Source organism: Paraburkholderia rhizosphaerae (assembly GCF_004366595.1).
Classification (GTDB): Bacteria; Pseudomonadota; Gammaproteobacteria; order Burkholderiales; family Burkholderiaceae; genus Paraburkholderia; species Paraburkholderia rhizosphaerae.
In genome coordinates this window covers 291,030-317,855 of sequence record NZ_SORE01000005.1, presented here as the reverse complement: position 1 = coordinate 317,855, position 26,826 = coordinate 291,030, and the positions used below count along the sequence as shown (strand labels likewise).

The following is a 26,826-nucleotide window of genomic DNA, read 5'->3' as shown; positions in this document are numbered from 1 at the left end:
CGCGGACCCAAACGGCCACGGGCAACGCCTACGCTAATCGCAGATCCCACAAGACATCGAGTACGTGTTGAGTGGCACGCTCAACATGCCCCGCACGGTGCGCAATGCCTAGTCGACGCCACAGCGCCGGGCGTAGCGGACGCATGACGATGCGCGTGTCGGGTAGTGGCGTGGTGGCCTCATGCGGCAAAAGCGTCGCGCCGTAACCTGCCGCTACCAGGCTCTTGATCGCGTCGTTGTAGTTGAGCTGAATGCGCGGCGCAGGATGATGCCCCGCGGCGGCAAACCACTCTGCCGTCAGGCGCGACAGACGCGTCGTCGCGTCATTCAGAATGAGCGGCTGAGCGGCGAGCCATGCAGGCGTTACGCGGGCGGGGCACCGCCAATGCGCGGGCATGAAGGCCATCACGGGATCGCGGCGCCAAGGCTTTATCACGAGCCCAGCGACGGGCGGCTGCGGCAGCGCGACCAGCCCGACATCCAGCGTCCCTTCCGCCAATCGGGACAGCGTTTCATGCGACGTGAGCACCGCAAGCTGAATATCGATTGCGGGATTGCGCTGGCGCAGCACCTCGAGCGCTTGCGGCAACAAGTATGCGATCACGCCGGTCGACGCACCGAGCCGCACGCGCCCTTCGAGCCCTTGCACCTGGCGCTGAATATCGTCTAACGCCTGCTCCGCATCGGCCAGCAATCGACGCGCGCGCTCCACAAGCACCTCGCCTATCGCCGACGGCCTTACCTGACCTCGCTTGCGTGACAGCAGTGGCGCCCCGATGCGTTCTTCCAGTTCGGCGATATGGAGGCTGACCGTCGGAGGCGCGAGATTCAACGCGCGCGCTGCATCGGCAAACGACCCACGCTCGGTAATCGCGATCAGCGTGCGCAAGCGGTCCAGGCTGATTTCTCGCATGTCGATTGTTCTGATTCAGAAAAACTGAATGTTCAGGTTATGAAATTCAACTTTCCCTATTCTATCGGTTCAGCGAATATGGGCGCTCGTTTTGCCCGTTACAACCACTCGGAGTATTCCGCGTATGAGCGCTCCCATTGTTTTTATCGATGGCGACCAAGGCACCACCGGACTGCAAATCCACGAACGGCTGCGCAATCGGACCGACATCACGCTGTTCACCCTTGCCGCCGCGGAACGCAAAGATGCGCACCGTCGCGCGGAAGCCATCAACGCCTGCGACATCGCGATTCTCTGTTTGCCTGACGCCGCCGCACGCGAGGCCGTGGACGCGATCGTTAATCCTGCCGTCAGAGTCATCGACGCAAGTTCGGCCCACCGCACACAGCCGGGCTGGACATACGGCTTTCCGGAAATGACGCAGGGACAAGCTGAACGCATCGCGGGTGCCCGTCGGGTCACCAATCCCGGCTGCTATCCAACGGGAGCAATTGGCTTGCTGCGGCCCCTGTTGCAGGCTGGACTGCTACCAGATAACTACCCCATCAGCATTCATGCGGTGTCCGGCTACTCCGGACGCGGTCGCGCCGGCGTGGAGGAGCACGAAGGGCAGCGTGCGGTCCACGCGCCTTCATTTCAGGTTTATGGCCTGGAACTCGCGCACAAGCACGCCCCGGAAATCCAGACGCACGCCGGACTCGCACAGCGGCCCGTCTTCGTCCCCGCGTATGGGGCATTTCGTCAAGGCATTGTGCTGACAGTGCCGCTGGAGTTGCGGCTGCTCGCACCCGACGTGGACGGCGCCACGTTACACGCGTGCCTCGCACATCACTATGCGCACGCAGCCCACGTGCGTGTCTTGTCGCCGCATGAAGCGGGCGGCTTGACGCACCTGGATCCGCAAGCGCTGAACGGTACGAACGACATGCGCTTAAGCGTATTTCACAACGTCGAACACGGGCAAGTCCTGCTGTCCGCGGTGTTCGACAATCTTGGCAAAGGTGCATCCGGTGCCGCGGTTCAGAACCTGAACCTGATGCTCACGCGGCAATAGGCCGACAGCTTGAGCTAGCGTTCGGCCACACGTACATTCCAGCAGTTGTCGCCAAAGACGAGACAGCTTGTTAATCCACGCGCAGGCTTTGCTCCATCGCGTAGCATTCATCCCACACGAAAGTGTCAAACGCACCCAACCGCTTGCTCCACTTCGGCGTCAGCGCTTTCACACAAGATCCAGCGACGCGCGCTGTGTAGTCGTCCGTGAGAGCCCACGGGTTTCCAGCTCGAGATCAATCTAAACAAACGACTCATGGCCTTCCTTTCGAAATGGATCACTGATGTCCTCACCAGGCGTAACTTGAGACGCCGCCGGCGACTTCGAGCGTTGCGCCTGTGACGAAGCCGGCGCGTGGAGACGACAGAAAGACGATTGCTGCTGCCGCTTCATCGGCTGCTCCAAGCCGGCCTAGCGGAATGCGTTTGTCCTTTGCAAGCCACGTCCCATTCGCAACTGGTGGCTTGCTAGTCGCTGCCTTCATCGGCCTGAGGATTTTTCACCGGCGTCGGCATAACAACGGATGACCGTGACGAACGCCTTCGCTCATTCGAGGAAGTCTGAGCTACGGCGTGACACCTGTCATCCAAACCACCGTGCTGTCCCGGATCGACCGTATCGTCCACACTTGCAACTCGCGAGCTATGTACGACCGACAGGCAATGCTCGCGTGGCGTTCACGTCAATGCAGTTCGTCATCGTCACTCGACAGCCATGCCGGAATATCACGCTTGCCGTTGAGCACGCGCCAGATTTCGATGTGGGACTCGCGCTCAATGTAGAAGATCAGATGAGGATAGCGCTCAAGCGGCCAGGACCGCAGGCCTGGTATTTCCAACTCATAGGCATAGCGTGGCGACCCGACGTGAGGGTGCTTCGCCAGGCGTTTGTACGCTTTCTCGATCTCCGCAATGAAGCCGAGCGCAGCCTGTTCCGAAGCCTCGTCTATGAGGTAATGGGTGACCTCGTTCTCTACGTCCTGCTCGGCCATCCTCGTCGGTACGACTGCCTTGCTGCTCATTTACGCGAAGTACGCACGCGTGCACGCAACGCTTCGAAGTATTTCTCGTCGACCGGAGCCGCGAGGCCGGACGTCGCGCCCTGCAGAATCATCGCACGCAGACGCTTGCGATCCTGGTCTTTACGGATCAGTTCGCGGACATACTCGCTGCTCGTGCCGTACCCGCACTCACCGACCTGCTCGTCGACGTATTCCTTCAGCGAATCGGGGAGAGAGATGTTCATTGTGCTCATGCAAACTACTCTATCACGTTTTGGCAAAATTTGCCAAGGCGCCTGCGTGACTCGGTGATGTTGCACCGAGGACGGGCTGTGGACGCCTACGTCGCGCCAATGCTCGTCGTTGCCTTTGCCACACCGCGGATTTTTCACCGGCGTCGACGTAAGAAGGCCTGACACTTTTGCGGCGAAGCCCATCTCTCAAGAGCAGGCTGATCGGAATATTGACCTTCGCGGTCGCGGTGACAGGCTGTGTTGCGGCCCAACCTTATGGCTACGGCGACCCGGCATACGGCTACGGTCCAGGCTACTACACGCCGGGCACAAGCATAGGGATCGGTGTCGGCGGCAGCAGTTTCAACGGCGCAGCGTCGGCGGCGTTGTCGGCATCGGCGTCGGTTTCTGATATCGGACGAGATTTCGCTCACGTAGCGAAAGTATGTTGCAACGCAGCTAAAACCATCCTATAACCATCCACATGGATGGCGTACGGATGGATTATGAAAAAAGCGGCGGCTCCCCCCGAGACTCCTCGCGCCAAAGGCGGAGAGTCCCAAAAAATCACGATCAATCTTGTCCCGATCGACCTTGGTCAGATCGATCTTCTCGTTGAAGAAGGCTTCTATTCGAACCGTACCGACCTGATCCGGACGGCCATCCGCAATCAGCTCGCGCTACACGCTCAGGTCCTTCAGGAGACGGTCACACGCCGCGCGCTCGTGCTCGGCATGCAGCATTTTTCCAGACAGGACCTTGAGGCAGTCCGCACGGCGCGCGAGCGCCTCGACATCCAGGTGCTCGGACTGGCCAGCATTGCGGCTGACGTCTCACCGGAACTTGCGCGCGCAACGATCGGAAGTGTCGCGGTGCTGGGGGCATTTCACGCGACGCCCGCCGTCAAAACGGCGCTCGCCGACCGTATCCGGTAGCCGCACGCCACCCAACCTGGCATCTACTCCGCTCACGGGACCACACCATGAAACTGAATGAAGAATTCCTGAACTCGATGCACGAAGCGATGGTCTTGTTGCGTACGCGCGGCCCCGCCGAGGCGACGGCGGCAATACAACGCGCGTTGCGTGGCGAAGGCACGCGGCCGACGAATGGCATGTCGGATGTAACGGTATCCAGTCCCGTGGACGCCCCGCGTTACCGGACGAATAGGTACGACGTCCCTCCGTGTGCGACGGAACGGGTACGCACAGATGTCGAAGATCGCGGGCATTTCAGCACGCACGCGTATTCGAATGCTGCTGGCCGTCGGGAATATCGGCTCTATGTGCCCGCAGGGACCGCGAGCACACCGATGCCGCTCGTTGTAATGCTGCATGGCTGTACCCAGGACGCTGATGACTTCGCAGCCGGTACCCGGATGAATGCGCTCGCCGAGCGTCACCGGTTTCTTGTCGCGTATCCGGTGCAGCCAAAGCAGGCCAACCCGTCAAAGTGCTGGAACTGGTTCAGGCCGGGTGATCAGTCGCGCGAACGCGGCGAGCCGTCCCTGATCGCTGGAATCACGCGCGAAATCATTGCCACGCACGATGTCGACCCTACGCGGGTGTACGTCGCGGGCCTGTCCGCGGGCGGCGCAATGGCGGCAATCATGATTAGCGAGTATCCCGAACTGTACGCTGCGGCCGGCGTACATTCCGGTCTCGCTGCGCGTTGTGCGCATAACTTGCCCTCTGCGCTCGCCGCGATGAAAGGCGGCACACATCCCGCAGAGGCGCGACGCACGCAATGCGATTCGTTTGCGCCGCAACGGCCGATGATCGTTTTTCATGGTGATGCCGATGCCACGGTTCACCTGTCGAATGCCGCCCGAATCGTGCGTGGTTTCGAAAAACAACACGAGGGCGTCGACAAAGAGTGTCGTCGCGGGGCGGGCCGACGTGACTGCACGGTAGACCGGCTGGTTTCCTGCGGCGGCGTCGACGCCGAGCTATGGACCATTCATGGCGCGCCGCACGCATGGGCAGGCGGCAGCTCGCGCGGGAGTTATACGGACGCAAGCGGGCCGGACGCGAGTGCTGAGATGCTGCGTTTTTTTCTTGAACACCCGCAACCATAGTGCATGCCAGAGCGATGTCGTGGCGGCGCCATTATCCGAGCTCATCTTACGGATGTCGTCATGCCCGGCAGCGCGCGGAGCATGGAGTCTACGGTCGGCCATGAGCGGCCGGTCGAGGTCGTCGTCCAGTTTGGCTGACCGAGGCCTCGTCCGCCCTCGCTCAATGGCCGGTCTTCGGTTAGCAAATCGCAGGTGGCATTGCCTCCACGCGGCCAGAAGCGGCCGCACAAGACGCAAGGAGAGTGACCATTTCCTGGCGGATGACCGCCGGTCAGATTCGATTGACTCGGACGCTATGGACCGAGCCTTAGCCTAGAAACGGCAGGTGCACATGACCTCCGGTATCTGCCCCGCCCCTTCTACATGAGGTCGCAACTGGCTGATGTATTTTCAGCAGCCGCTGCGGCAATTAACCGTATCCATTGGCTTGACGACACAGCGCGGATTTAGTTGGATAGCGTCGGCGCCCGATGCCTCTGTGAACTCACGTCCTGGCGGCGACCGGGAGTCGGAATGGGGCGCCGAGACGGTTGAAGGCGTTCATCGCGGCAATCGTTATCGTGAGGTCGACAAGTTCCTTCGGAGAGAACGCCGCCGAGGCCGCCGCATAGGCTTCATCTGAAGCATGCGTTTCGCTGACGAGAGTCACCTCTTCGGCCCAAGCCAAGGCGGCGCGCTCCTGAGCGGAAAACAGGTGCGGGACTTCGTCCCACACGGGCACCAGTGTCACCTTGTCGATGGACATGGTCTTTCTAAGATCGCGACTGTGCATATCGATGCAATGGGCACATCCGTTAATCTGTGAAACACGGAGGAACACGAGATGAATGAGTTCCTCGGGCAGGTTGGTGCTTTTGGTCACATAGTGATGGACACCGAAAAGCGCTTTTGCGCCGTCCGGTGCGATCTCGCTCCAGTTCAAGCGTGTCATCTTCGTCCTTTGCCGTTTGGCCATAAAATAACGTCTCTTGCGTCACGGTCGCGGGTTGGTTACTTCCCCTTCGCGCATGACTCATGACATAACGCGACGTTACTAGCCCGAGATTACGGACAACAGGCCCAAGAATTGGCGAAATGACTGAGCCAAAGACTATGCCCACGCTTGCGATCGAGATAGACCGTACTGCGGCGGCGCCCGTTGGCGAGCAGATCTACGCGAGCCTTAGGCAAGCGATTGTCGACGGCCGTCTTCAACCCGGAAGACGGTTACCCTCCGGAAGGGATCTCGCTGCGCAGCTCGGCGTCGCGCGCGGAACGATTCTGGTGGCCTACGAGCGGCTGGCTTCCGAGAAGCTAGTGGTCGGCGCAGGCTCCGCCGGCACACGCGTCTGCGCGCAACTTCCTCCAGCGCCAACCGCGACCGAGATTCCGCTCGATGGGCCACTGGATGCTTTTACACGACCGTATTCGAGCGCGCCACTACCGTTCCAGATGGGCGTACCGGCTCACGATGCATTCCCCGCCAAGGTCTGGGTTCGAATGCGAGCGCGGGCTGTCCGTGCGGACGCGACCGGATACACGACCTACGCCGACCCTCGCGGCGAGCGCGACTTGCGCGCACAGATTGCCAGTCACTTGGCCATCAGCCGACAGATTCAATGCCATCCCGATCAAGTTATTGTGACCAGTGGATACCGTCACGGACTGATGCTTACACTGATCGCGCTCAGAGCTCACGGTCGCACCGCGTGGATCGAAGAACCAGGCTATCCGATCGGAAGGAAAGCTCTGGAGCTGGCGGGGCTTACGGTTGCCCCCATCTCCGTAGATGTCGAGGGATTACGTGTCGAGGAAGGCATCGCTCGTGCTCCGCATGCCGCGTTAGCGCTGGTCACGCCGGGCCAACATGCGCCGCTGGGCGTCGCCCTCTCGCCGATGAGAAGACGTACTCTGCTCGAATGGGCTGAAGCAAAGGATGTCTGGATCATCGAAGATGACTACCTGGGCGAACTACAGTTGGTCGGACGGGCGGCGCCCGCCCTGGCTGCGGGTGATGGCGCGCAACGCGTGATCCACATCGGCGCATTCAGCAAGACAATCAGCCCCGCGCTGGGCCTCGGCTTCGTCGTCGCGCCGCGCGCACTGGCCGAACGCGTTGTCGAAACAGTTTCAGTAATGGCACCTGCTCCGAATAGGACGACACAGCTGGCACTAACGGAGTTTCTCGCAGATGGACACTTCATGCGCCACCTCCGACACATGAAGAAGGTCTACGCTGAGCGCCGCCATCTCGCTGTTGAACTGCTCAGAAAGCGATTCACGGAGGTCGTGGAATCGGGATTGGGGTTGATTGTCAAGTTGCCTGATGGCGTCGATGACCTGGAAATCGTTCATTCCGCGCGCAAGCAAAATCTTGCACCGTCAGCGCTGTCTACGTGGTACCTGCGGACAGAGCTCGCGAGGAACGGCCTACTTTTGAGCGTAACGAATCTTCGGCCCGACAACATCCGTGCGGCGTGTGATGCGCTCGAAGATATTGTTTCAGCACGCATATCGCAACATCGAGGCGTCGATGCAAGCCATCGTTTCTTTTGATCGGCTTGGAGGGACCGGTATTGAGAGCTTTGCGGTCATCCGTCTCAGCATATCTGCGGTCCACTTCGGGTCGACTTTACGCATTCCACCTTCGGCGAATCCGGGCCCGACGGGGAACGCACCAAACCGACCCACTCCGGTCAGACGGCCGTCTCCAAAGCGGTCAGTAAGTCGAATCAAGGTTGTCGCGAACTGGAGTGCCATAAAGCGGTCGTTGGCGACCTCACATAATCGGCCAGGAGGTCATTCGACGGAGGTGATCAATTCGTTGACGATACGGTCATCGTCACATCAAATTCGGCCATCGATAGAAATACTTCGGTGCAGCCTCCCTTATCAACAAAGCCAAATATCGATGACAGCCGGTTTTCGCCTTATAGCGGTATACGCCGAAGCCGAAATGCGCTCGCATGCTCGGAGATACGTAGCAGATTGCGCCGTAACGGCGCTCGATCTTGAACCAACCCGGCCTTGGTTTCTGATCAAAACAAACACCGATGCGGAGCGCGACCTGCTTATCGGAAACGAGGCGCTCCTTAAGGAATTCAGGGCGGTGTTTCGGGCGCGCGAGTGCCCTGACGAAATCGTCGAAATTCTCACATTCACTTTCCAGTCGCAGGAAACTGTGGAGCGAGACTACGCAGGCAACTGGCATTGGGCGTTGACTTAGTCAACTTCCTGAGTGTCCGCTATCGGAGGCATTGACAGACCGTTGTGGGTCGGGCCGCCACCACCCGACGCGGCGCACACTTAATCTCCATTCGCTTGAAAGGAGATTGCCATGAAATCCGAGAATGTCGCGGTTGCCGACCGCGTGCCGTGGAACAAGGGCAAGCTGACCGGGCAGAAGTCGCCGTTAAAGCTTCGGGAAATCCGGGCGATTCGGACGAGACTTCAGATGGCGTCGAATGTTCGTGAGCTCGCGATGTTCAATCTGGCGATTGATAGCAAGCTGCGGGCGTGCGACCTTACACGGTTACGCGTCCAGGATGTCCGCCACGGAAGCCACGTAGCGTCGAGGGCTACAGACAGCCTCGAAGCGTGGATCGAAGCCCGGGCACTGAAGGCGGCGGATTTCCTGTTCCCGAGCCGGATTCATACGTCACCGCACCTGTCGACCCGGCAATATGCCCGGCTGGTACACCGCTGGGTCGCATCGATTGGCCTCGACGATACCGCATACGGTACCCACACGATGCGCCGCACGAAAGCTTCGCTGATCTACCGGCGGACGAAGAACCTTCGAGCGGTGCAGTTGCTGCTCGGACACACAAAGCTGGAAAGTACGGTTCGTTACCTGGGAATCGAGGTCGACGATGCCCTTGAGATGGCGGAGCAGACCGAGGTTTGATGGCATGGCGGCCGGCGAGCGGTCGCTTGCCGGCCGAGGCCGTGTGAAAACTCGCCCTGAACGAGCCATATGGCATTTGGCACCGGTACGCCGACCGCTCGCCCGTGGAATTCAGTCGAGATGCCAAATTGCGGTCCGCGCGTTATGTCATCAAAGCGTTCATACGGCGCGGCGGCCCCGACCGGTCGCCCTCTCCGGGCTGCGCGCCACGGATGCGCGTGGTTGTCTGCCACGTTGCAGCAGAAATACACCACCGAGGATTGCGCCCATCGCGAACAGTTCGACTGCGCCAATCGGCTCCTGCGCGAGCCACGAACCCATCAGCAACGCAACGACCGGCGGAATGTACGTCACGCTGGACGCGGCCACGGCTCCGAGCCGTGCGACGATAAAGTAATAGAGGATGTAAGCGATCCCGGTGCCCGTCAGACCGAGTCCCAGTACGAGGCCGCTCAGCGCTCGTGCATCGCCCGTCACACGCATGATGCCGTGGAAATCCGTGACGCAGCCGATCTGGACCAGTGCGAATCCGATCTGCCATGTCGACAGCGCGACCGGCGAGAGGTCCAGGCCGGAAAGAAAGCGGCGCGCGTACACGAACGAGCAGCCCACGCTCAGTGAGCCGGCGACCATATAGCCGACTCCGAGCAGGTTGACGCCAGCCGCCTGCGCATTCCACGGACGCGCGATCAGCAGTACACCGACGAATCCGCTGACGATGCCCGCGATCATTCGCGCGTTCGGACGCTCCTCACGCAGCAGCGCCCATGCGCACACGAACGAAAAAAGCGGAATGGCGCCGCTCAGCATCCCGGCAATGCTCGAGAACAGCAGCCCGGCCCCTTTCGCGAACGCGTAGTAGTAAATCACGGTCGCAAGCAGCGACATCACCACGAAGTGGTGAGCATGCCGAAGATGGCGCCATTTGAGTGCCTTAGTGAATAGCGCGACGGCGAGCAGCGGGATGAAGCCGAAAAGCACGCGCAGGAAGACGATTTGACTGGCAGCCAGATCGACGCTCGCCCACTTCATGAACAGGAAGTTGGTGCCCCAGATGAACCCGAGGGCGGCGAAGGCGAAATAGGCGGGATTCATGGCAGCGCACCAGGAAAGCGGATGAAGTCCCGATTGTGTTCCGCACCACCATGCTCTACAAATGATTTAATGTCGACTATGGAATAGAAAAACTGAGCTATGCGATCGACTCCCCCCCTGAAAGCCCTGCCTACATTCGAAGCTGCCATGCGTCTCGGCAGCTTTACTCTTGCATCCCGGGAACTGAACGTCACGCCCGGTGCGATAGGGCAGCAGATTCAGAAGCTTGAGGAATGGCTCGGCGTCGCGCTGTTCGTGCGACAGATACGGCAGGTAACGCCGACGGAGGACGCTCGCGCATACTTCGCGCAGATTCAACCCGCGCTGGCGCAACTCGTTCACGCGAGCCACCGCCTTCGTGAGCGCCGCGGTAACGGGGTGCGCGTGTCGATGCCGCCGAGCTTTGCCGCGAAGTGGTTTGCGCCGCGCATGGCCGATTTTCTGCAAGCAAATCCGGGGATCGCATTGAGCCTGAGCACGACGACGACAATGGTCGACTTCGAACTGGACGGCGTGGATCTCGCGATCAGGCATTTCGACGGGATCGATGCGCGGTTATCCGTTCAACTGCTGTGCGATGACGTGGCTCGCGCGTATTGCAGCCCGGCATACGCGAAACAGCGCCGATTGAAGCGCCCCGACGATTTGCGTACGGCGACGCTTCTGCACAACACGCTACACCCGCATTGGGCAGCTTGGCTGACGCGATTCAGCGGTCTCGACGGTGCGCGGATCGAAACCATCGCCGGTATCCGGTTCGACCAGTCGTTGATGGCGATCGACGCTGCAGTGCGCGCGCAAGGCGTTGTGCTCACCAGCCCCCTGCTGGTAGAAGCGGAACTGGCTCGCGGAGAACTGATCGAGCCATTCGATAATGCGCTTACGTTAGACGCCGGATACTACCTCGTCCATCCCGCCAGTGCGGAAACCAAACAGGCTGTTCAATTGCTCAAGGCGTGGTTTACCGACAGCATCGCCGTGGGATGTGCGCGGCGTGTGGGCTTTTAGCCGCGAATATCCCCTAAATGACTGCTGTCGGCGCTAGTGCCGACGCCGGACAATGCGATCCCGATCGGCAGCAAAGGGTCGGTTTCGGGCGACCGCGTCGGGGAGTGACGGCCAAATCAAAGCATGCCCTCCGCGATTTCCGGAGGCAAATCACCGCAAGCGGATCTGACAAATTCACTCGCTCCGTACTGGGAAAACGTCGCTGACGCGACAGGTGTCGCTTATCGTGGCTATGCGACAGACCTCTGCGGATAGCGAAGGGATTGAGCGGGCGAGTGCAGCACGGCGAATTCGCCGGCTCGCCGTCCCGACTCTGCTACAAGCATTCCTGCATACCTGCGCTTGCTCAGGTAACGGGCACGAACCCTCCTTCGCCGAAGAACCACGCCGCCATCGTCCGTGCCAGTTCGAGCACGACCTCCGCGTCGGTCCGGCCGGAGGACGCGCGCACGTGTAACGAATGATCTGCGTCGTCCACCACATGCAGCGTGGCGCGTGGCCCCAGCGTCTCGACGACCGACCTCAGCAGGTGAAGCTCCGCCAGTTTGTCGCGCGTGCCCTGCAGAAAGAGAAGCGGCACCGTGACGTCCGCCAGGTGCCGTGCCCGCTCCACGCCGGGCGCGCCCGCCGGGTGCAACGGGAACGCGACGAAAGCGAGGCCACGCACGCCGTCGAGTGGGGAGATGGCCTGGGCCTGGGACGTCATGCGGCCGCCGTACGACCTGCCGCCGGCGAAGAGCGGCAGGGCCGGCAACCGCCGGCGGCCCTCTGCGACGGCGGCCTGCACGGCAGCATGTGCCACGGCCGGCGAGTCCACCCGCCTGGAGCCCCGCTCCATGTACGGAAACTGGTAGCGCAATGTGGCGACATTGACCGCCGCAAGCGCGTCGGCCAATGACGACATGCCGGCGTGCTGCATGCCCGCCCCGGCACCGTGTGCGAAGACATACAGGGCTCGCGCGCCCTCCGGCACCCGAAGGAGCGCAGAGACCTTAGTGCCGTCGGGCAGTGCCATGGAAAGCGATTCTGGGTCGTCCATCGTATTCAGGTCGTGTCATTGTGGCCTCAGCCCCGATTCTGCATCAATGAGGCATCGGGGAGCGTTTGTGGCGGCCTCCGGCAAGACATTGCGCAGGTGGAGTTTGCCGGGCCGCAGCGTGATCCGCACTTTGAGACATCTGCGGCAGCGTGGCCCGGCTTCGCCAAGTCTGCTTCGCCTGGTGCGCTCCGCCTGGATCATTAAGTCCGGATCGATCACTTTCAGTTGACCGCGTCTGGCGTCGGCGATTCGTACTTGGTACGTTGCCACTGATCGAGTATTCCATGGGCTTCGAGTAAGCGACGCTCAATGCTCTTCTCATCTTTCTCCACCTGTGCCGTCAACTCGATGACGTAACCGTTAGGATCGCGCAGGTAGATTGACTGAATCGCCCCATGATCCGATGGACCGCGCACTTCGACGCCAGCGGCGACCGCTTTCTCCTTGTAGCTCATCAGGGTCCGCACATCGGGAATTTCCAGAGCAATGTGCAGATCGAAATCTGACTTGGGTTCAAACATACCCTCGCGCTCTTCCCCCACGACTTCGAAAAACGCGAGAAAGGAGTGGTCGCCCATTTCGAAGAAACTATGTAAGGCCTTGATTGGACGGCCGGTCTTGGTCGCACTGAGTTCAAACGCGCTCGCTAGCCGTAGTCCGAGCAGATCGTCATAGAAACGCCGCGTTTCTTCAGAATCCCTGCATCGGTACGCGTTGTGATGCAAACCTTTGATATCTGGTGATAGCCAGTCATATGTCCTTCTATACAAGAGAGGGCTGTGCCCGCACCGTCCCACGTTACCGTACGCGATCATCTCGTTGCACGAGGTGGGCGATCGACGGTCGCAACACGATATTGGACAGATCTGTCATTATTAACGGACAAAGTGTGTTTGACACGAATGTCAATATTAAATTTCACTGGGTCCGCTGATCAGCGACCTCGTAACGCTTCGTGCAATCCTGTCCTCCGCTTTCTTGTGCTCATTTCGTGAAAGCTCAAAGCGAGGACGACTGTGGCAGCGGTAAAAATTGTCGAGTAAGCTTAGCTTGAGTTCGTGGTGTTAAGGAGGTGTCCAATGGCCGGGGTCATTCATCCTTTTTACGAGTCGCATCGCGGTGATATGGAGGCTGCCATGCGGCATCGCCTCGACCTTGCTGAAGCGATGCTGCGTGCGCGCGCACATCTATCCGATATTGATGGGATCAAGCAGGAGGTGATGGACGAACTCGAAATCGTACTCACGCAAATGCCCTATGTCGGAGGCGCGGCAAGTCGTATGAGCGACTTCTTCATGCGTCTGATGGGATTCATGGCTATCGGCCGAGTGCTGCGGCGACACGGCGTTTCGCTATCCATGATCGGCGAAATTGAGCGAGAAACCTATAAGGCGCAATTGCTCACCGTGCCCGAAGCGGAACGTCTCGCGTCCGGGCGTCAATTCATGTCGCCAGAGAATCAGACTTTGCTGCGCGAGCAGGCTGCAAAAAGTCATCAGAGAGAGTTTTCAGAAGATTTCGTCTACGATTTTGTCGAGCCGGGCCCGGATGACAATTTTGAGTTCGGCATCGACTACACAGCGTGTGGCTTTTGCAAATTCGCGGCTCGCCATGGAGACAAGGAAATCTTGCCGAGCATCTGCGGACTTGATTTCGACGCCTATGCAACGCGAGGGATCCGCCTGGAAAGGACACAAACACTGGCAGGCGGCGCGAGCCATTGCAATTTCCGATTCTCACGGCTCCCGAAGGCCTAGGACGACATGCGCGTAGGCCTCGAGGGGCGGCTCGCGGGAAGCTGAACGATTGGCACTCGAGTGGCCGGTCCGCCAAGGATATCGGACCATTACCCCATACCCGCGCGTCGATGCGGAGTTTTCTCTGAATCTCACTCTTTTCACATCGAGTTGCGCGGCGTCTCCCGGTCACCGTTACCCCGCGAGACTGCCAACAAATTGCTTGACCTTCTCCAGAACGGGTTGCTGATCGCCCGCGAAGGGCCAGTGATCAGCGCCGTCGAGCTCGACGAATCGCGCCTGCGCAATGTGGCTGGCGAGATGCCGGGCGGCGCCGATGCGAACGGCGCGGTCATCGTGACGATGCAGCACCAGGGTCGGCACTGAAATTCGACCCAGGAGATGCCGCACATCCATGTCGCGCAACGCCACGAGCACTCCCTTGATGGCGCCCGGGCTCGACGCGGCGCGAAGCAGGCCTGCCCACCAGGCTCTCGCCCGAGGATCGCCGGACAGGCTCGGCGCGAATGTCTCAATGCCTGCTGGGCCGCCCCAGAACGCGACTAGCTGCTGCAGCCACATGTCGTACTGACTCGCTTGGAGTGCGTGGGGATAGTCGTGCGTTGCGGTTCCCTTCGCCAGCGAAGCGAACAGAATGAGACCGGCAACGCGGTTGGGGTGATCAACGGCGAACTTGATGCATGCTGGCCCACCCTCCGACGCGCCGAACAACACGACCCTTTGGCTGCCAGCGGCGTCTAGTACGGTGCCGATGTCCTGCGCGGTCGCGTCGACGTTGGGATTGAACCCGACCCGGTCGGAAAGCCCGACGCCGCGACGATCGAACAGGATGAGACGGCCCATCCCAGCGAGAGAAGACAGGAACGCCCGGCACCGGGGCTCCTCCCACACCCGTTCGACGTGAGACACGAAACCGGGCAGCACCAGAACATCAACGCGGCCGGCGCCGTAAGTCTGAAATGCCAGATGGACGCCGCCACTGCTGACGTAGCGCGTCGACGGCGGGTCCTCGATGCGCAACGTTGCGCCGGCATCAAGCAGCGCGCGGGTCTCGGATTCAGGGGCCGTATTCAGCCCGTCACGAAGACGCTGCGTCAGAGCCTCAAGGTGGCGCTGGGCGGTGGCCCGGTCTCCCGCGAGCAGAAGGTTGCGGATGAGGTGCCGGCCGTAGACTTCGCTGAACGGATCGAGCTCAACAAGACGGCCGGCGTGCGCGGCCGCGGCCGCGTAGTCGCCCGCCGCATTCCTGTCGTGCACCACTCGCTCGAGTGCTTGGATCACCCGGCCGCGCAAGGCCTCCCGGCGAAAAAAAGCCCACTCGTCAAACTGCGGGCAGTCGCCCGGCGAAAAACCCTCGAGAAAATCGCCGGCATAGTGACAGCACGCCTGCTCGAATTCGCCGCGGTCGCAGGCTTGCTCAAACAGTTGGGAATCCACCTGCGGAGTGATCGCTGTCGACCATCTAACCGTAGACCGATCTATGGTAAGCGTGTCGTCGCCGAGCGCGTGCCGGAGGCGATGCAACAGACGCCGCAGCCGCGCCCGTACAACCTCCTCGTCGCCTTCCGGCCACAACATGGTGGCAAGGACGTCGCGCCCGACCGAGCCCTCCGCTTCGGCCAGGTAGACCAACAGAGCCAGGCCTTTGCGCAAGGGTAGTTGGCACAGCCTGTGATCCCGACGGATCTCCGGAAATCCAAGCGTCCGCACGCTAAATAGAGCCATGGCGAGGCGACCCTCAATGACGGCGCCCAAGGGACGCTCAGGGGACGAACCAATCCTACCATTCACCGCAAATGAGGGTCGCTGCACCTATCGCGCGGATCGAACTGGAGTATTGCCATGAAGAAACTGGGTGAACATGCCATCGTGATCGGCGCCAGCATGAGCGGGCTGCTGGCCGCCCGCGTACTGTCGGATTTCTATACCATCGTCACCGTGCTCGAACGCGACGCGTTTCCGGACGCAGACGCGCCGCGCAAGGGTGTGCCACAAGGCTGTCATACCCATGGACTCCTTGCGCGCGGCAGCGCGGTACTCGAGAAATTCTTTCCCGGATATAACAGCGAGGTCGTTACGCAAAGCGGCGGTTTGATCGGTGATGTGGCCAACGATGTGATCTGGATAGGCCACAACGTCAGGCTTGCTAACAGTGCGAGCGACCTGATCGGTCTGCTTGCAAGCCGTCCCGTGCTCGAAGGCCATCTACGCCGACGGCTTATGAGGTTGCCGAACGTGCGCGCCATCGAAAATTGCGCGGTGCGGGGTCTTGCGACCGACTCCGCACACAGGAGCGTGACCGGTGTGCGCGCGTTTGCCGAGGGCAAGGCGGAAGAGACTATCAACGCGGACCTTGTCGTCGATGCGACTGGCCGTGGCTCTTCCAGTGTGGCGTGGCTGGAAGAGTTCGGTTACCAACCTCCCACCAGGGAGAAGGTTGAGATCGGCATCAGCTACGTGACTCGTACTTATCGACGCCGACCTGCTGATCTCGATGGCAAGCACGGTATCGTTGTCGCCGGTAGTGCGCCGAACTGGCGCAATGGCGTCATGCTCGCGCAGGAAAGCGACAGCTGGATCGTCAGTACCGGCGGTTATTTTGGCGACGATGCGCCCGACAACGACGGAGGCTTTCTCGCGTATCTTGCGACGTTGCCGACCATGGAGATTCACGACGTTGTCGCAAGGGCGGAGCCTCTAACCGGCTACAGGCGCTACCGCTACGTCTGCAACCTGCGTCGGCGGTACGAGAAGCTCGCACGTTTCCCCGACAATTACCTGGTTTTCGGTGATGCGATCTGCAGCTTCAATCCTCTCTACGGGCAGGGCATGACGGTCGCGGCGGAGGAAGCGCTCGCGCTACAGCGGTGCCTGCGGGCGGGTTCGAACGATCTTGCGCGTCGATTCTTCGGAGCGGCCGCGAAGATCGTCGATATTCCGTGGGACATGGCGGTTGGCAACGACCTCCGCCATCCACGAGTCAAGGGCGCCCGCCCACTGATGTTGCGTTTCATCAACTGGTACATTGGCAAGCTTCACCTTGCCGCTCAACGCGACAGCATGCTGGCGACAGCGTTTCTGAAGGTCGTCAACCTCATGATGCCCCCGTCGTTGCTGCTCAGCCCCGCGATCGCCAGGCGGGTCTGGCAGGGCAACCGGAGGCCTGTGCTATCGATTCCCTCGCCTGCAACCGAAGCAGCGAGGCGGAATTGCGCATCGTCATGACCGGCGGGCGCCATTCGAGGGTATCCCCAAGGCAGCGCGTCAGATTTCCTTCTTCGAAGTGATCAGGCGTGGTGCGAATGCGTGTGACGTAGGTCGCTCGACGGTTCCCCGCCAACATGCCCTGAGCGATTGTTGGTCCCCGCCCGTCACCGTTGAACGTGCTGTGCCGTCGCGGCGGGCTTCACGTGATTGGCACGCTCCGTGCCTTTCAGAGCGTGGGCTCGCCAGCCGGCTCGCCACGTCACCGAAGGAGCACCACGATGAACACGCTGACCATCAAAAACCTGCCAATGACGAAGGAACTCGAACCCGCGGCGCTCGCGAACGTGCGCGGCGGCATCGGCAGAACGCCGCAACAGATTCTGGCCTGGGAAATATCCGGCAAGCCCGCGACCTGGCAAGGTCTGGTGCTCGGCGACGACGGACGGCTGCACCCGCCAACGCCGTAATGGCGTCGCTCGATCGCTTGCGAAGTGCAGCTCCCTTCGGGTCGCGTGCTGCCGATCGCGACCCTCGCGAGGTTGCTTGTCACCCCGCGCGGGCACGCAAGGCGTGATTCGCAGTTGAGTTTCGCGCATCCCGAGGCGCACCAGGTGGTGCGAGCTCGAAAGGAGCGTGGCGTGCTCTGCGATTATCGTGAGCCGCACGTGTTGCGCTTCGGCTTCGCACCGCTCTACACACGCGGCGTCGATGTATCGGACGCTATCGACGCGCTTTACGCCGCGCTCGTTCGCTAGTTGAGGTGTTCTATGCCTCGTTAAAAATGGCGTTATTCCCGACTGGTTGATGCATGTGTGTTCCCGAAAATTTACCTGGCCTGAGCTGAGGGGCCTCGGTAAACGGTGCCATCATGTAAGCGATCTAGCGGCGCACTTTTCGACGGGAAGGACGTAGTCGGCCATGTCGCCGACGTCCGCTTCATGCAGAGATTGGACCTTCACGGGCTGTTTTATCAGAGACCGCAACGGGTCGGGTTGTGACTGCCGCACGCTGAATACGCCGCGTGCCTTATCGATTCAGCATCGGACGGAGTGCGGCCACGAGCGGCCGGTCGAGGTCGTCGTCCAGTTTGGCTGACCGAGGCCTCGTCCGCCCTCGCTCAATGGCCGGTCTTCGGTTAGCAGATCGCAGGTGGCATTGCCTCCACGCGGCCAACAAGAGACGGTCGATGCGAGCATCCAAATTGTCGACAATGAAACTCGGGTAGCTAAGATGACCGCTGTCGCTGGCTAATCCATGCGCTCGATGCCCCGGGGCATTTCAACCCAGGAGTGCATGCGTTCTTCGTACACGGAGAAGTCTGGGGCGGGAAATGTCGGGTCTGCGAATGCCCCAACGGTGATAATGATGCTGTCTTCACGTTCCTCATTGGTGTAGTACACCGTGGCGCCGCATGTGGGGCAGAAATGGAACGCGCTCTTGCTTGCGCCGTCACCAACTCGAACGAATGTGTTTGAGGTACCGGTAATGGTCACCGACCTTGCGAGAAATCGTGCCTGCGCAGCGAACACGCTACCGGTTCTGCGTTGGCAATCCAGGCAGTGACAAACGGAGACGCCAACCGGGGCAGTCGATGTCGTAGCTGTGAGTTGGCCGCAAGCGCAACTAGCGGTTCGGTTCGTTTCGGTCATGCTATGCCCGCTCCTTAGACTTGGTGTTGTACACATCTAGTGTCAATGCTTCGGCGTAACCCGGTGTGAGAACCTCTGCCTCGGTCGTGGGCAGGCATCTAACGAGATGCGCATTAATTTACCTTTCCAAGAAATCGATTCTGCGGTAACGAATGACCGCCTCCAGAAAAGCTTAGAGGCCGCCGTGGGGCGAGTTGAGCCGGACGCAGGCGACCGCTGTCAAGCGGGAGTCGAAATCGGTTTGCACTAGCTTCTATAAGCGTCGAATTGGCTATCAGGCATGATTCTCCGTCAGGAGAGGTTAGTATATTCATCGCTCCGGTGTCGAAGGGACTATGCAGCCATGCAAAGAAAGATTATCGCCACAGCGCTAACTGGAACGGCACTGCTTCTGGGGGCGTGCGCGTACATCCGCCGACCCGGACCGGTCGGCAACCACGCGGTGCCGCAGCCGCTCCGATCGGTGAACCTCTCCAGATACATGGGCCTGTGGTACGAACAATTTCGCTATGAGGCGTGGTTCGAGAAGGACATGGACGACGTCACAGCGGCGTACTCGCTTAACGACGATGGCACGGTCAAGGTCGTCAATCGCGGCCGCCGCGGCTTCGGCGATTTCAGAGAATCGGTCGGCAAAGCGAAAATTGCGGACCCGGAAACGTATTCAAAGCTGAAGGTGTCGTTCTTCGGGCCGTTCTACGGGAATTACTGGGTGCTAGATCATGGCGACGATTATGACTGGACGATTGTGGGCGAGCCGTCGGGTCGCTACCTGTGGGTACTGACGCGCTCAGCGCACCCGGCCCCCGAGGTTCTCGCCAGTCTTGAGGCCCGCGTGAAAGCGCTCGGTTACGATTGGTCGCTCGTCAGAATTACGAAACAGAGTGGGTCATATCTGGAGCTCACACCGTTACGTCATTGATTGTGTGGAGGCACACTAACAAGCGTAAGGGCATTCGGCGGGCAGGGCCGAGTTGCGAATGCGCGGCACCGATGAGGGCCGCAGCGCATCCTGCAACTGCCGGTTTCGGCCATTCGCAGCCATCGACTTTTCTCCGCGAACGTCTGCTGTTGGCCGCCGACCCGACGCTTGCAGCCGCCATCGTCGAAACGTCAGAGGAGTGCGACCATACCCAGCCTTCGAGTGCCAAACTTTTCCTGCTGTATTCACCTATGGCAGACTAAGCTCTTACCGGTTGGGCCGACGTGAGTAAAGCGCTTTTCCCTTCGCGGCAACAACCGGGCTTAGCGATGGAGGCTTCCAGTTGGATCCTTCTCATCAGTTCGGCGCGCATCGGGGTAGCGGCTTCCAGGTCTTATGGGACGACGGCGAGTGCACGCTTTGCCGGACCGGGTGGCCAATCGATGGCGCGCAGCGCGCCGTGCTGGCCGTCCGACCCACCTCCGAATACCCGACGCTTGCGAGCGTCGAGCGTCTGGTCCATGAGTACGGACTGAGGGAAGAACTGGAATCGACCTGGGCCGCGCGGCCGCTGAAACTGCTGCGCGAAGGTGATCGAACTCTCCTGTTGCTCGAGGATCCTGGCGGCGAGCCGCTCGTTAGTCTTTTGACGGCCCCTTTGGAACTGGGGTGCTTCCTGCGCCTCGCCATCAGCATCGTCACCGCGCTCAGCAAGGCGCACCAGCGAGGCCTGATCCACAAGGACCTGAAACCAGGCAATATTCTTGTGAATGCGAATGGTGAAGTGCGGCTCACCGGATTCGGTATCGCGTCACACCTGGCCCGCGAACGGCAGGCGCCCGAGCCGCCGGAGACCATCGCCGGCACGCTCGCCTACATGGCCCCCGAACAAACCGGGCGCATGAACCGCTCCATCGACGCGCGCAGCGATCTCTACGCGCTCGGTGTCACGCTGTATGAAATGCTCACCGGGACCCTGCCATTCACCGCGGCCGACCCGATGGAATTGGTGCACTGCCATATCGCACGCAAGCCGGTGCCGCCTGGCGAACGGGTGGGGACGGTTCCCGCGACGGTCTCGGCAATCATCATGAAGCTGCTCGCCAAGACCGCCGAGGAGCGCTATCAGACCGCGAGCGGCGTCGAGCGTGATCTGCAACGGTGCGTCACGCAGTGGGAACACCACGGTCACATCGAAGTGTTCCCACTGGGGCGACAGGACACGCCTGATCGGCTGCTGATCCCGGAGAAGCTGTACGGGCGGGATCGCGAAGTCCAAGCTTTACTCGCCTCGTTCAATCGCATCGTCAGGAGTGGCACGCCGGAGCTGGTGCTCGTTTCCGGTTATGCGGGCATTGGCAAGTCAGCGGTCGTGAACGAGTTGCACAAGGCATTGGTGCCGCGCGGACTCTTTGCCGCAGGCAAATTCGACCAGTTAAAGCGCGAGATACCCTACGCGACGCTCGCCCTGGCTTTCCAAGGCCTCGTGAGGCTTCTGCTCGGCAAGAGCGACACCGAGCTCACCGAGTGGCGCGACGCCCTGTTGCAGGCGCTGGGCCCGAACGGACGCCTGATGGTCGACATTGTCCCCGACCTGAAGTTCGTCATCGGCGAGCAACCGCCGGTCCCCGAGCTGCCGCCACAGGACGCCCCGCGGCGTTTCCAATGGGTGCTCCAGCGCTTCATCGGCGTTTTTGCCCGAGCAGAACACCCGCTGGTACTTTTTCTCGACGACCTGCAATGGCTCGACGCGGCAACGTTGGATCTGCTCGACGGCCTCTTGACCGGGTCCGATCTACAGCATCTGATGTTGATTGGTGCCTATCGCAATAGCGAAGTCACGGCCGACCATCCGCTGATGCGCAAGCTCGAAGCGATCAAAGCTGCCGGCGGTAACCTCTCGCAGATTGCGCTGGCGCCGCTCGCCGAAACGCATCTGCGACAGTTGATTGCGGACGCGCTGCACTGCAAGCGGGAGCGTGCCGCACCGCTTGCGCAACTCGTGCATGAGAAGACCGGTGGCAATCCGTTTTTCGTCATTCAGTTTCTATACGCGCTCGCCGAAGAGGGCTTTCTTACCTTCGATCATGAAGCTGCGCGCTGGTCCTGGGATGTAGAGTGCATCCGCGCCATGCGCTACACCGACAACGTCGTAGACCTGATGGTCGACAAGCTCTCTCGCTTGCCGGCCGAAACGCAGACGGCGTTGCCGCTGCTGGCATGTCTGGGCAACGCAGCCAGGGTGGCGACCGTGTCAATCGTTCTCGAGACACCGGAGGAGCAGGTCCACGCGGCGCTATGGCCTGCGGTCCGTCAGGAATTGATCGAGCGCCTGGCCGGAGCTTACCGGTTCGTGCATGACCGCGTACAGGAAGCAGCCTACTCGTTGATCTCGCCGGAACGGCGCAGCGAGGTGCACCTTCAGGTAGGCAGGCTGCTCGCAGCGCATACGCCTGCTGAGAAGCAGGAAGAGGCGATCTTCGACGTCGTCAACCACCTTAACCGTGGTGCAACCTTGATAGTCTCGCAGGACGAGCGTGAGCAGCTGGCCGAACTCAATCTGATCGCGGGCCAGCGCGCCAAGGCTTCGGCTGCCTATGCGTCGGCGCTAACCTACCTCGCCGCCGGTGCGACGTTGCTACCGGAAGATGCCTGGGAGCGTCGTAACGAACTGAGCTTTGCACTGGAGCTGCAGCGCGCCGAATCTGAGTTCGCGACGGGCGCACTGACGGAAGCCGAGGCGCGCCTGGCGGTGCTGTCAATGCGCGCCGGCACCACAGTCCAACGCGCAACGGTGGCCTGTTTGCGGGTCGATTTGTACATGACTACCGATCAAAACGACCGGGCCGTCGTGGTCGGTCTCGACTCGCTCCGCGACCTTGGAATTGATTGGCCGCAGCATCCGACCGAAAAGCAAGCGCGCCGCGAATACGAGCGGATCTGGTCGCGGCTCGGCAGCCGCACGATCGAGGAACTCCATGAACTGCCCTTGATGAGCAATCCCGACGCGCTCGCTACGATGGAGCTCCTGATAAGAATGGCAGTGCCTGCGTACTTCAGTACCACGTTGCAATTGTTTTCCCTGGCAGTTTGCCGGGCCGTCAACCTCAGCCTTGAGCACGGCCACGGCGACGCCTCATGTGTCGCGTATGAGTTGTTTGCGATGTTGGCCGGCCCTTATTTCGACAACTATGACGCTGGATTTCGATTTTCCCGGCTCGGCTATGAACTCTCCGAAAAACCTGAACTCAAGCGTTTTCAGGCGAGGACGCTCGAGACCTTCGGGTTCGTCTGCGCGTGGACCCGGCATGTCCGGACAGGACGTGACCTGCTACAGCGCGCGTTTCATATCGCGAACCGTACTGGCGATCTGACCTATGCGGGGTACGCCTGCGCTCAATTGAACACCAATCTTCTGATGGCGGGCGATCCGCTCGACCACGCACAAAGCGAAACGGAGCGCGGCCTCCAGTTTGCCAACAAATTGGGGTTCGGCGCGATCGTCGTCTGGATCACCGGGCAGCTTGGGCTGATCCGGACGCTGCGCGGTCTCACAACCGAATTTGGCTCGTTTGATGATGGGCGGTTCAACGAGCTCGACTTTGAGCGCTATCTGTCAGGTCATCCGGCATTGGCCGCTGTCGGATGCTGGTACTGGATACGCAAGCTGCAGGCGCGCTTTCTGGCCGGTGGATATCCGGCGGCGGCCGATGCCGCGTTCAAAGCGCAACCGCTGGTGAACGCTTCGCCGTCGGTGTTGGAAACGGCGGAGTATCACTTCTATGGCGCGCTGACGCGCGCCGCATGTTGGGACAGGGAAACAGACGTGTCGCGGCAGCGGCACTTCGAGGCGCTCACCGCTCATTACGGTCAGCTCCAGGTATGGGCGAGAAATTGCCCCGACAATTTCGAGAACCGCGCCGCGCTGGTCGGTGCGGAGGTCGCCCGGATTGAAGGCCGCGCGCTGGACGCGATGGACCTTTACGAACAGGCCATCCGCACGGCGCGCGCCAACGGCTTTGTCCACAATGAAGCGCTAGCCAATGAAATTGCCGCACGGTTTTACGCGGCGCGCGGGTTTCAGACAACTTCGCGCGCTTACGTGAAGGAAGCCCGATTCAGCTATATCCGTTGGGGCGCCGACGGGAAGGTGCGGCAACTAGACGCGTTATATCCGTATCTGAGAACGGAAGAAACCGTGCTCGCTCCGACGAGGACAGTCGAGGCATCGGTCGAACAGCTCGACCTCGCGACGGTGATTAGTGTTTCGCAGGCTGTGTCAGATGAGATCGTGCTGGACAAACTGATCGCCAAGTGCCTGCGCACGGCACTGGAATACGGGGGTGCCGAGCGCGGCCTGTTGATGCTTACGCGAGGCACTGAACAGTGGGTCGTGGCGGAAGCCACGACCGGCGGAGAGACGGTCATCGTGCAACGGTGCGATGCGCCCGTAACCGCGGCAGTATTGCCGGAATCGGTTCTGCACTACGTGGTGCGCACCCAGGATAGCCTGATTCTCGACGATGCGGCGATAGAGACGTCGTATGCCGCGGACCCGTACATCGATCAGCGCCAGCCGCGCTCGATTCTTTGCCTGCCCTTGACCAACCAGGCCAAGCTTATCGGCGCACTGTATCTCGAGAACAATCTCGCTTCCTGCATCTTCACGCCGAGTCGCATCGCGGTGCTGAAGCTACTGGCCTCGCAGGCCGCGATCACGCTGGAAAATGCCCGTTTGTACCGCGATCAAGCTGAACGCGAGGCGAAGATCCGGCGCCTCGTCGAGGCCAATATCATCGGCATCGTGCTCTGGGACTTCGAAGGTCGGATTCTGGAGGCGAACGATGCGTTTCTCCGTATCGTCGGTTACGACCGCGACGACCTGGTCTCGGGTCGCGTACGCTGGACGACTGACCTGACGCCGTCCGAGTGGCGTGACAGCGACGCGCGGGCCATTGATGATCTGAAATTGAACGGGATCGCGCAACCGTTCGAGAAGGAGTACTTGCGGAAAAACGGCAGCCTGGTGCCCGTGCTCGTTGGCGCGGCAAGCCTCGAAGAAAATGGGAACCAGGGCGTCGCATTCGTACTGGATCTGAGCGAACGCAAACGGGCGGAAGCGGAGCTACGCCAGGTGCAGATGGAACTCGCGCACGCGAATCGAGTCGCGACGCTGGGGCAGCTCACGGCTTCGATCGCCCATGAGGTCAAGCAACCGATTGGCGCGGCGGCAACCAACGCTGCGGCCGCCATACACTGGCTCCGCGCGCAGCCGGCCCACTTGCAGGAGGTCCGACAGGCGCTTGATCGCATTGTGAATGACATGAAGCGAGCCGGTGATATTCTTGGCCGGATTCGTGAACACGTCGAGAAAGCACCGCCACACGAAGACAACGTGGACGTCAACGAGGCAGTCCGCGAGGTCATTGAACTCACGCGTGGGGAAGCTGCGAAGCATGATGTCTCTTTGCAGACAGTATTAGGAAATCGTTTGCCGCCTGTTCGTGGCGATCGCGTGCAATTGCAACAGGTGATGCTCAATTTGATCGTGAACGCCATTGAGGCAATGAGCGCAATGCGCGATGGACCGCGCGATTTGCGGATCAGCACGACCGCAGATGCATCGCAGTGCGTTTCGATTGCCGTCTCGGATTCGGGCCCGGGATTGCCCACAGCGGAAATCGAGCGTGTCTTCGATCCGTTCTACACGACCAAGGCGGGTGGCCTGGGCATGGGCTTGTCGATCTGTCGTACGATCGTTGACGCGCATGGGGGACAGATCTGGGCGAAGCCAAACGTGCCCCGCGGCACAGTCTTCCAATTTGCGCTGCCAAGCGGGAGCGAAGAACATGCCCAGCCCGGTGACGATGAGCGCCTGCGGCTGATGTAGTCGATCGACGTTTGCCCAATGCGGCGCGGGAAGGCCGAAACTCGCGCCAGCCATAGGAGCCGTTCTCGGCGCCTGTAAGGGGCGCAATCTGGTCAATGGCGGTTCGTCGAAGCGCAGGAACGCGATCAGTTCGGGCGGCACGTTGCTGCGCACCGCCTAGGCGGTCCAGTCCTCGATCGTCGGTTCGAGCTCGACGACCGTCGCAAAACGCGAGATCACCGGGTCGAGAATGCCGGACATGCCGGCGTTATCGGTGCGCCCGTTGGCCGCCGACACACGCATGGCCGTCGCACCATGCCGCTCCTGCAGCACGCACTACCTTGTCTCGAATACCGAAACGAAGATCGAGATGCACAGCAGCTTCGTCTATCCCGCTTGCGCACAGCGGCTCAGACCCAGACGACACAGAGCGCAACGTAATCCGGATGGTGGTGGAAATGAATAGTCCATTTGGGAGCGTACCGGCCGGCCTGATCGTGCTCACGACGGACGGTCGCGTGCAGTTCGGCTGGATCGATCCGCAGACGGGCGGGCTTTGTCGCAGTAAGGCGGTCTGCTATGCTCAAGGGGAGAAGACGAGAGATGTGATCAATGAAGCAGAACCTGAATCCAGTTGTGGCGCGCGTGCTCAAGCGCTTGCATTACCCGCTTGACGTGATTGCTTGCGGGGATGCCACGACGCCTATGACAGGCTTCCCCGATACGCTAACCTTAGACTAGAAAGTAACGATGTCCGAATCAAGGTGCGAAACGTTGCGGACGCGACATTGCCAGCGTTGCATGGGAGAAGAGTCCGTGATCTTCGCGCGAGAGCCAAGTGGAATCTGGCCGCTAGGGGAACGAACTACACTACTCAATTGGTGCGCGATCTACGTAACAACAACATGTAACTTTCGACGCGGCATATACAATCAATTAATTGCCGAACGGAAGATTTATGAGTAACTGGACAGTTGTCGCGGTCGAGTGACCGTATTGCTTAAGGGCGGAAGGCAGCAGGAGTCGAACCTACCAGAGAGTGTCTGACACCCCCTACTGGGTTTGAAGCCCAGCCGCACCACCAGATGCGTATGCCTTCCGTTACTAGCGATTTAAC

At 60.6% G+C, this 26,826-nt stretch carries 23 protein-coding genes, 1 tRNA gene and 2 pseudogenes; 14 read left to right on the top strand and 12 right to left on the bottom strand.

The features are described from left to right. Positions 1-28 precede the first annotated feature (28 nt). Positions 29-913 (bottom strand): LysR family transcriptional regulator, encoded by an 885-nt coding sequence (locus BX592_RS09100; protein ID WP_134191321.1) that lies wholly within the window; start codon positions 911-913, stop codon positions 29-31. 124 nt (positions 914-1,037) lie between these two features. Between BX592_RS09100 and argC the strand changes: the two genes are divergently transcribed. Then, positions 1,038-1,967 carry an N-acetyl-gamma-glutamyl-phosphate reductase gene (gene argC / locus BX592_RS09095; RefSeq protein ID WP_134191320.1) on the top strand — a complete coding sequence of 310 codons (930 nt, stop codon included), beginning with the start codon at positions 1,038-1,040 and terminating at the stop codon, positions 1,965-1,967. A 289-nt stretch (positions 1,968-2,256) separates the two neighbouring features. Here the strand turns inward: argC and BX592_RS09090 are convergent, their stop codons facing one another. The 3 genes from BX592_RS09090 to BX592_RS09080 form a co-directional block, all read right to left on the bottom strand. After that, positions 2,257-2,451 carry an SDR family oxidoreductase gene (locus BX592_RS09090; RefSeq protein WP_134191319.1) on the bottom strand — a complete coding sequence of 65 codons (195 nt, stop codon included), beginning with the start codon at positions 2,449-2,451 and terminating at the stop codon, positions 2,257-2,259. A gap of 198 nt (positions 2,452-2,649) precedes the next feature. Beyond that, a complete protein-coding gene (locus BX592_RS09085; RefSeq protein ID WP_341803796.1) occupies positions 2,650-2,958 on the bottom strand; it encodes a type II toxin-antitoxin system RelE/ParE family toxin in 309 nt (102 codons plus the stop codon). 26 nt (positions 2,959-2,984) lie between these two features. Then, positions 2,985-3,221 (bottom strand): type II toxin-antitoxin system ParD family antitoxin, encoded by a 237-nt coding sequence (locus BX592_RS09080; protein ID WP_134191317.1) that lies wholly within the window; start codon positions 3,219-3,221, stop codon positions 2,985-2,987. Positions 3,222-3,706: 485 nt separating this feature from the next. Between BX592_RS09080 and BX592_RS09070 the strand changes: the two genes are divergently transcribed. Then, on the top strand, positions 3,707-4,135 hold the full coding sequence (locus BX592_RS09070) for a CopG family transcriptional regulator (RefSeq protein ID WP_134191316.1): 429 nt from the start codon (positions 3,707-3,709) through the stop codon (positions 4,133-4,135). A 47-nt stretch (positions 4,136-4,182) separates the two neighbouring features. Continuing rightward, entirely contained in the window at positions 4,183-5,277 is a 1,095-nt protein-coding gene (locus BX592_RS09065) for an extracellular catalytic domain type 1 short-chain-length polyhydroxyalkanoate depolymerase (RefSeq protein WP_134191315.1), read from the top strand. A 484-nt stretch (positions 5,278-5,761) separates the two neighbouring features. Here the strand turns inward: BX592_RS09065 and BX592_RS09060 are convergent, their stop codons facing one another. Further along, a complete protein-coding gene (locus BX592_RS09060; protein ID WP_062885775.1) occupies positions 5,762-6,208 on the bottom strand; it encodes a carboxymuconolactone decarboxylase family protein in 447 nt (148 codons plus the stop codon). A gap of 161 nt (positions 6,209-6,369) precedes the next feature. Between BX592_RS09060 and pdxR the strand changes: the two genes are divergently transcribed. From pdxR to BX592_RS09045, 3 genes are all read left to right on the top strand, one after another. Beyond that, a complete protein-coding gene (pdxR, locus tag BX592_RS09055) occupies positions 6,370-7,812 on the top strand; it encodes a MocR-like pyridoxine biosynthesis transcription factor PdxR (protein WP_134191314.1) in 1,443 nt (480 codons plus the stop codon). A 355-nt stretch (positions 7,813-8,167) separates the two neighbouring features. Further along, entirely contained in the window at positions 8,168-8,482 is a 315-nt protein-coding gene (locus BX592_RS09050) for a hypothetical protein (RefSeq protein ID WP_243849412.1), read from the top strand. Between the two features lie 111 nt (positions 8,483-8,593). Further along, the gene (locus BX592_RS09045; protein WP_134191313.1) at positions 8,594-9,163 is read left to right on the top strand and encodes a tyrosine-type recombinase/integrase; all 570 of its coding nucleotides are present in this window, start codon (positions 8,594-8,596) and stop codon (positions 9,161-9,163) included. A 159-nt stretch (positions 9,164-9,322) separates the two neighbouring features. On the opposite strand, the gene BX592_RS09040 is transcribed toward BX592_RS09045, so the two are convergent. Further along, entirely contained in the window at positions 9,323-10,258 is a 936-nt protein-coding gene (locus tag BX592_RS09040; protein ID WP_134191312.1) for a DMT family transporter, read from the bottom strand. Between the two features lie 99 nt (positions 10,259-10,357). Here BX592_RS09040 and BX592_RS09035 point away from each other — a divergent pair, with 99 nt between their 5' ends. After that, complete coding sequence (locus BX592_RS09035) at positions 10,358-11,266, top strand: LysR substrate-binding domain-containing protein (RefSeq protein WP_134191311.1); 909 nt, start codon at positions 10,358-10,360, stop codon at positions 11,264-11,266. A 346-nt stretch (positions 11,267-11,612) separates the two neighbouring features. On the opposite strand, the gene BX592_RS09030 is transcribed toward BX592_RS09035, so the two are convergent. Both BX592_RS09030 and BX592_RS09025 read right to left on the bottom strand, forming a co-directional pair. Further along, a complete protein-coding gene (locus BX592_RS09030) occupies positions 11,613-12,305 on the bottom strand; it encodes an alpha/beta hydrolase family protein (protein WP_134191310.1) in 693 nt (230 codons plus the stop codon). 221 nt (positions 12,306-12,526) lie between these two features. Next, entirely contained in the window at positions 12,527-13,030 is a 504-nt protein-coding gene (locus BX592_RS09025) for a VOC family protein (RefSeq protein ID WP_208327874.1), read from the bottom strand. 354 nt (positions 13,031-13,384) lie between these two features. Here BX592_RS09025 and BX592_RS09020 point away from each other — a divergent pair, with 354 nt between their 5' ends. Continuing rightward, on the top strand, positions 13,385-14,062 hold the full coding sequence (locus BX592_RS09020; protein WP_134191308.1) for an L-2-amino-thiazoline-4-carboxylic acid hydrolase: 678 nt from the start codon (positions 13,385-13,387) through the stop codon (positions 14,060-14,062). 174 nt (positions 14,063-14,236) lie between these two features. Here the strand turns inward: BX592_RS09020 and BX592_RS09015 are convergent, their stop codons facing one another. Beyond that, positions 14,237-15,787 carry a bifunctional AfsR/SARP family transcriptional regulator/alpha/beta hydrolase gene (locus tag BX592_RS09015; protein WP_134191399.1) on the bottom strand — a complete coding sequence of 517 codons (1,551 nt, stop codon included), beginning with the start codon at positions 15,785-15,787 and terminating at the stop codon, positions 14,237-14,239. A gap of 117 nt (positions 15,788-15,904) precedes the next feature. Here BX592_RS09015 and BX592_RS09010 point away from each other — a divergent pair, with 117 nt between their 5' ends. The 3 genes and pseudogenes from BX592_RS09010 to BX592_RS34345 form a co-directional block, all read left to right on the top strand. After that, positions 15,905-17,287 carry an NAD(P)/FAD-dependent oxidoreductase gene (locus BX592_RS09010; protein WP_134191307.1) on the top strand — a complete coding sequence of 461 codons (1,383 nt, stop codon included), beginning with the start codon at positions 15,905-15,907 and terminating at the stop codon, positions 17,285-17,287. 260 nt (positions 17,288-17,547) lie between these two features. Beyond that, positions 17,548-17,736, top strand: a complete 189-nt coding sequence (locus tag BX592_RS09005; RefSeq protein ID WP_134191306.1) for a hypothetical protein — start codon at positions 17,548-17,550, stop codon at positions 17,734-17,736. 75 nt (positions 17,737-17,811) lie between these two features. Next, positions 17,812-18,024, top strand: a pseudogene (locus tag BX592_RS34345) (kynureninase/PvdN C-terminal domain-containing protein); the annotation flags it as partial. A gap of 492 nt (positions 18,025-18,516) precedes the next feature. Here BX592_RS34345 and BX592_RS09000 read toward each other — a convergent pair. After that, complete coding sequence (locus BX592_RS09000; RefSeq protein WP_134191305.1) at positions 18,517-18,918, bottom strand: GFA family protein; 402 nt, start codon at positions 18,916-18,918, stop codon at positions 18,517-18,519. Between the two features lie 343 nt (positions 18,919-19,261). Between BX592_RS09000 and BX592_RS08995 the strand changes: the two genes are divergently transcribed. Both BX592_RS08995 and BX592_RS08990 read left to right on the top strand, forming a co-directional pair. Then, positions 19,262-19,840 carry a lipocalin family protein gene (locus tag BX592_RS08995; RefSeq protein ID WP_134191304.1) on the top strand — a complete coding sequence of 193 codons (579 nt, stop codon included), beginning with the start codon at positions 19,262-19,264 and terminating at the stop codon, positions 19,838-19,840. 343 nt (positions 19,841-20,183) lie between these two features. After that, positions 20,184-25,730 carry a trifunctional serine/threonine-protein kinase/ATP-binding protein/sensor histidine kinase gene (locus BX592_RS08990; protein ID WP_208327873.1) on the top strand — a complete coding sequence of 1,849 codons (5,547 nt, stop codon included), beginning with the start codon at positions 20,184-20,186 and terminating at the stop codon, positions 25,728-25,730. Positions 25,731-25,889: 159 nt separating this feature from the next. On the opposite strand, the pseudogene BX592_RS08985 reads toward BX592_RS08990, so the two are convergent. After that, a pseudogene (locus BX592_RS08985) lies at positions 25,890-26,006 on the bottom strand (ATP-binding protein); the annotation flags it as partial. A 161-nt stretch (positions 26,007-26,167) separates the two neighbouring features. On the opposite strand from BX592_RS08985, the gene BX592_RS08975 reads away from it, so the two are divergent. Next, positions 26,168-26,383 (top strand): hypothetical protein, encoded by a 216-nt coding sequence (locus BX592_RS08975; RefSeq protein WP_134191302.1) that lies wholly within the window; start codon positions 26,168-26,170, stop codon positions 26,381-26,383. A gap of 333 nt (positions 26,384-26,716) precedes the next feature. Here the strand turns inward: BX592_RS08975 and BX592_RS08970 are convergent. Then, positions 26,717-26,809 (bottom strand) — tRNA-Sec (locus BX592_RS08970). Positions 26,810-26,826: the final 17 nt, after the last annotated feature.